The following is a 3,409-nucleotide window of genomic DNA, read 5'->3' as shown; positions in this document are numbered from 1 at the left end:
GGGGCACCGCCCGGAGGGCCGGGCGGTGCCGGGCGAGCCGGTGCCGTGGCGGCAGGCGGACGTGCGCACCGCCCGGGACCGTCTCGGATGGCGGACGCAGGTGCCGCTGGAGGAGTCGCTGGGCGACGTGTGGCTGGAGACGGCCTGCCGGGTGTGAGCGTGCCGCGCGGTGCCCCGGGCCCGTCAACCACGGGCTCGGGGCGCTTTTCCGGGGCCCCGCCGCCGGTTCCACGATCCGGTGCCGCCCGTCTCGCCCATCGGACGGGCTGTCTCGGAATAGCGAGGGGGCGTGACACTGTTGGCCTAGACAGCCACCCGAGTGGCGGAGCAGCAACCCGCAGCGCGGTTGGCCCTGGCCACCCGAACAAGACCCATCGGAGTCCCCGTGTCGTTGCCACCCCTGGTCGAGCCGGCCGCCGAGCTCACCGTTGACGAGGTCCGCCGGTACTCCCGCCACCTGATCATCCCGGACGTGGGCATGGCGGGGCAGAAGCGGCTGAAGAACGCCAAGGTGCTGTGCGTCGGCGCCGGCGGCCTCGGCTCGCCGGCCCTGCTGTACCTGGCCGCCGCCGGTGTCGGCACGCTGGGCATCGTCGAGTTCGACGTGGTCGACGAGTCGAACCTGCAGCGCCAGGTGATCCACGGTCAGTCGGACATCGGCCGGTCCAAGGCGGAGTCGGCCCGCGACTCGGTCAAGGAGATCAACCCGTACGTCGACGTGGTGCTGCACGAGGAGCGCCTCGACAACTCCAACGTCATGGAGATCTTCTCCGGCTACGACCTGATCGTGGACGGCACCGACAACTTCGCCACCCGCTACCTGGTGAACGACGCCGCGGTGCTGCTCGGCAAGCCGTACGTGTGGGGCTCGATCTACCGCTTCGACGGCCAGGCCAGCGTGTTCTGGGCCGAGCACGGCCCCTGCTACCGCTGCCTCTACCCGGAGGCCCCGCCGGCGGGCATGGTCCCCTCCTGCGCCGAGGGCGGCGTGCTGGGCGTGCTGTGCGCGTCCATCGGCTCGATCCAGGTCAACGAGGCGATCAAGCTGCTCACCGGCATCGGCGACCCGCTGGTCGGCCGGCTGGTGATCTACGACGCCCTGGAGATGAACTACCGCCAGGTGAAGGTCCGCAAGGACCCGAACTGCGCCGTCTGCGGCGAGAACCCGACGGTCACCGAGCTGATCGACTACGAGGCCTTCTGCGGCGTCGTGTCGGAGGAGGCGCAGGCCGCCGCCGCCGGTTCGACCATCACCTCGCAGCAGCTCAAGCAGTGGCAGGACGACAAGGAGGACATCTACCTCATCGACGTCCGCGAGCCCGGCGAGTACGAGATCGTCAACATCCCCGGCGCGGTGCTGATCCCGAAGAACGAGTTCCTGATGGGCGACGCGCTGGAGAAGCTGCCGCAGGACAGGAAGATCGTGCTGCACTGCAAGTCGGGCGTGCGCTCGGCCGAGGTGCTGGCCGTGGTGAAGGCCGCCGGCTTCGGCAACGCCGTGCACCTGGGCGGCGGCGTGCTCGGCTGGGTGAACCAGATCGAGCCGCACAAGCCGGTCTACTGACCGACGCCCCCACCGTGGAAGGGCCCGCCGTCCGGCGGGCCCTTTTCCGTGCTCCGGTGCGCGCGGGGAGGTCGGCGGTGCCCGGGGCGGCTCAGAGCGCCTTCTTGCGCTGGAGCACGTTGTAGGCGATCCAGCCCGGCAGCACCGGCAGCCAGAAGGTGAGCGCCCGGTAGAGGAAGACCGCCGGGGTGGCGATCGTGGGGGAGACGTCGGCGACGGTCAGGGCGCCGATCAGGGCGACCTCGACCGGGCCGATGCCGCCGGGGGTGGGGATCGCCGAGCCGGCCGCGTTGGCGGTCAGGAAGACCACCGCGACGGCCGAGAAGCTGACGTCGCCGCCGAAGGCCTGCACCGAGAAGTCCAGGCAGGCGGTGAAGGAGAGGGTCAGCAGCAGGATGCCGCCGAAGCCGGTGACCAGCTTGCTGGGCGTCTGCATCAGGTCGAGCATCCGCGGCACCACGCCGAAGAACAGCGAGCGCAGCCGGCCCAGCACGAACCGGCGCAGCGGCGCGACGGCGGCCACCACCAGGGCGAGCACGGCGGCGCTCAGCACGCCGATGATCACCGCGCGGGAGGCGGAGAGGTCGCCGTTGGTCTGGCTGCCGGTGATCAGGCCGAAGCTGAACAGCAGCAGCAGGTGCCCGGCCAGGCCCGCCAGTTGGGAGGCGCCGACCGAGGCCACCGCCTGGCCCGAGCGGATGCCGGCCCTCTGCAGGTACCGGGTGTTGAGCGCGATGCCGCCGATCGCGGCGGGGGCGACCAGCTTGACGAAGGAACCGGCCAGCTGGGCGGCGACGGTGCGCCGGAACGGCAGCCGCTCGGGGACGAAGCCGGTCAGGCTCATCGCGGCGGCGACGTAGCTGAAGGCGGCGGCGAGCAGGGCGGCCGCGGCCCAGGCCCAGTTCATCTGGGAGAGCTTCAGCTGGGCCGGCTTGATGGTGGTCAGGGCCAGGTAGGCGGCGAAGGTCAGCGCGATCACCATGATCAGGCTCTTCGGCTTCAGCCGTTCCAGCTTGACCGGGGCCATCGGGGCCTCGGGGGCGATCTGGAGGATCTGGCCGCGGATGCGGCTCAGCAGGTCCTCGCCGGCTACCGCGATGTCCTCCTCGGCCTGCTGCTGGGTGCGCTCGCCGGCCGCGACCTGCTCCAGGGCCCTGGCCCGGGCGGCGGTCTTGCGCTCCTTGGTGAGCTTGGCGAGGTCGACCCGGGTGGAGCGGCTCATCCCGACCGGCTGGAGCAGCGGCAGCGCCTGGGCGACCCGCTCGGCGCCGAGCACCGCGTTGGCGGTGGCGACGGCGCGCTCCGGGCCGATCCGCAGCGCGAAGGTGGTGAGCAGCTGGGCGACGTCGATGCGCAGCGTCAGGTCGGTGGCGGCGATGTCGCCGCCGGAGAGGTTGACCAGGCAGCCGGTGCGCTCGTCCACCACCAGCAGCGACTCGCCGGTGAGCCGGCGGTGGGCGATCCGGCGCTCGTGCAGGGCGGCCACCGACTGCCAGACCGAGGCCATCACCGGGTCGGTGACCTCCTCGTCGGCCAGCTCGTCCAGGGTGCGGCCCTCGACGTTCTCGTACACCAGGATCGCGGCGTCCGGGCCGAGCTCGGAGGTGGCGACCAGCTGCGGCGCGCGGGCGCCCGAGGCGGCCGCCGCGTACGCGATCAGGGCCTCCTGCTCCAGCGCCTGGCGCAGCGACTGGGGGCTGCGGCGCACCGCGACCGAGCGCAGCCGCAGCCGCCGCCAGGCCCGGTAGAAGAAGCCGGAGGCCTGCTGCTCGCGGTCGATGATGTGCACGTCCAGCGGGGGGCCGCCCTGCTGGGTGACGTGGTAGCGGCGGGTGCCGCCGGGGA

At 72.3% G+C, this 3,409-nt stretch carries 2 protein-coding genes and 1 pseudogene; 2 read left to right on the top strand and 1 reads right to left on the bottom strand.

Going from position 1 to position 3,409, the window contains the following annotated elements; all coding sequences use genetic code 11:
* Both ACIQOV_RS33540 and moeZ read left to right on the top strand, forming a co-directional pair.
* Positions 1-157 (top strand): annotated as a pseudogene (locus ACIQOV_RS33540) (reductase); the annotation flags it as partial.
* A gap of 228 nt (positions 158-385) precedes the next feature.
* Complete coding sequence (gene moeZ / locus ACIQOV_RS33535; RefSeq protein WP_401054537.1) at positions 386-1,564, top strand: adenylyltransferase/sulfurtransferase MoeZ; 1,179 nt, start codon at positions 386-388, stop codon at positions 1,562-1,564.
* 91 nt (positions 1,565-1,655) lie between these two features.
* Here the strand turns inward: moeZ and ACIQOV_RS33530 are convergent.
* Positions 1,656-3,409: flippase-like domain-containing protein (locus ACIQOV_RS33530; protein WP_401054536.1), on the bottom strand; the 1,754-nt coding region annotated here is incomplete at its 5' end.

The organism is Kitasatospora sp. NPDC091257, assembly GCF_044757675.1.
GTDB classification, from domain to species: Bacteria; Actinomycetota; Actinomycetes; order Streptomycetales; family Streptomycetaceae; genus Kitasatospora; species Kitasatospora lactacystinica.
The sequence above is the reverse complement of the archived record's forward strand: the minus strand, read 5'-3'. Positions and strand labels throughout refer to the sequence as shown.